Origin of the sequence: Methylotuvimicrobium buryatense 5G, assembly GCF_000341735.1 — a bacterium.
GTDB classification, from domain to species: domain Bacteria; phylum Pseudomonadota; class Gammaproteobacteria; order Methylococcales; family Methylomonadaceae; genus Methylotuvimicrobium; species Methylotuvimicrobium buryatense.
In genome coordinates, this window is sequence record NZ_KB455575.1 from 1,732,670 (window position 1) to 1,734,772 (window position 2,103).

Sequence of the window (2,103 nt, forward strand, 5' to 3'; positions counted from 1 at the left end):
CAAAGGGGGAGGCCAGTAATTACGCCTGAATTGCGGTAATTTGCCAACGGGGTCTGAATACTTACCAACGGGCGGGTTATTGATTGCTTTCAAAATTTTTCAGTCTCGAATTTCGTTAGAGCGTCTATATTTTCCAACGAAAAAAACTGCTGTTGCCAACTTTCGACCTTTGATCGCCTAAGCGCCTCGCTCAATTGAGCATATCGAGCTTGCACCGAATCCAAATGACACTCTACTTTCATTCGATCATCGTTTGATGATAACTAGGGGTTCATATTCTGACTCAGTTATTCCGGGATGCTTCCCTTTGTTTGCCCTGCAACCGCAATCCTTTATGTGCTTGTGTTTAATGACTTGATCTTTCAGGCTAGAAACGGTTTCGCTATTTTGATCCTACCTTTGATTTACTTGGGAACCCTAACTTGAGAATTTAGCATAAAATATAGACCTGACCCTGTTCGCTTAGCTGTCTTTGTAGACTTGGGAACGATGCCCAATTTTGACCACAACGACGACAATTTCGGCATCCTTGACCTCATAAATTATCCGATAAACGCCTTGCCGAGTGCGGTAACGCTCCTGACCGGACAATTTGATACAGCCTTCGCTCCTTGGGTTTACCGCCAAGGCATCTATTCGCTCCAGTATTTTCTTGACATCCTTTTTTGGAATAGCGTGAAGATCTTTGGTAATTGACTTCTTGAACTGAATTTCATAATTTGCCATGTAACTTTAAATCTTCCAGCAATTCCTCATAGCTCAGTGTTGGCTCTGCCGCCCGTTCTTCAAACGCACTCAGATCTTCTTGATCTTCGCGCAGGGCCATACGAACCGCCTCATTGACGAATTCAGAGACAGATTGATGCGTGTTTGCAGCCATAACCCGAAGGGCATGGTGAATCTCTGGCTCGAAGTAAACCGTGGATCTTTTTGATAATTCACTCATAAAAGGCACCTCTTTTTTGCCGATTATAGCACTTTAGCGCTATAGCGCCATAACGCTTCACAACTAACGCCGCTCATCACTCGCAAATTAACCCAGAGCGAAGCAGCGCGCATGGGGTCAAGTCTTTTAATTTGGTATCAAGTCTCGTTTATGCAAGCACATATTTGCAAAATTCAAGACCTGACCCCGTAGCTTGTAGCTTCCGCCCCGGACGTTTAAATTCCGGCGTAATGCCAGATATGCACCCACGCCTGAAACGTTGCGACGGGGTAAATACCTCGTCGCGCTTCGTTTTACTCTCATTGCTCCTTGTAGTCTTCATCATCCTGAAATTCTATTGTAATTCCTATACCTGACTCGGTGGATAATTTAACACTATATTCTCTTCCTAAATCAGCAATTTCATTACTAAATTCTTTGATCTTTTCCTCACAAGCTTCGTTATCAAATTGGGCTTCTAATTCACATAAAAAGTTATACGCTCCTTTGCTAGTCTTATTTAGTTTATTTTTAAAGGATTCATATTTCATGCGATCCATAGAGTTATCATATTTTATATCAGTAAGTTTCTCTTGTATATTTTTGAACAATTCTCCAAATTCTTGTTCTATATTCTTAAGCTCTAGTCCAGTTATATTAAATTCTTCAATATTTTCATCGTTGAGATTTTTTACAAAATTTAATATTAAATTTGAATAATAGAACTTTTCAACGCCATTCATAATATATTTAAAACCAAATCCTTTTGGTGAGTTTTTAGCTGTCTTTTTTCCAAGTTCAAAAATTTCTTTAAGCGCATTAATCATAGGGCTAGATTCGTTAGTTTTATTTGTCATTCTTGTAACCTTTAGAGGTGAATTGCAAATTGAAAAATCCGCTATTTGATATTTAAATCCCGTTTTGCGGAGACACGAAATTTATCTATTGCCGTATGTAGTGCATAAGATTCTCTATATGAAAGTATTCAGTCTCCCTCTTTGAAAAAGAGGGGCTAGGGGAGATTTTTTAAATAAATCCCCCTCAATCCCCCTTTTTCAAAGGGGGAGGCCAGTAATTACGCCTGAATTGCGGTAATTTGCCAACGGGGTCTGAATACTTACCAACGGGCGGGTTATTGATTGCTTTCAAAATTTTTCAGTCTCGAATTTCGTTAGAGC

The 2,103-nt window shown here is 39.8% G+C and carries 3 protein-coding genes; all 3 read right to left on the reverse strand.

Going from position 1 to position 2,103, the window contains the following annotated elements; translation table 11 throughout:
- Positions 1–462 precede the first annotated feature (462 nt).
- Complete coding sequence (locus METBU_RS0107780) at positions 463–726, reverse strand: type II toxin-antitoxin system RelE family toxin (RefSeq protein ID WP_017840078.1); 264 nt, start codon at positions 724–726, stop codon at positions 463–465.
- Positions 713–946 (reverse strand): hypothetical protein, encoded by a 234-nt coding sequence (locus METBU_RS0107785; RefSeq protein WP_014147379.1) that lies wholly within the window; start codon positions 944–946, stop codon positions 713–715. The genes METBU_RS0107780 and METBU_RS0107785 overlap by 14 nt, the downstream gene beginning before the upstream one ends.
- A gap of 299 nt (positions 947–1,245) precedes the next feature.
- Positions 1,246–1,782 (reverse strand): hypothetical protein, encoded by a 537-nt coding sequence (locus METBU_RS0107790; protein ID WP_138767121.1) that lies wholly within the window; start codon positions 1,780–1,782, stop codon positions 1,246–1,248.
- Positions 1,783–2,103 lie beyond the last annotated feature (321 nt).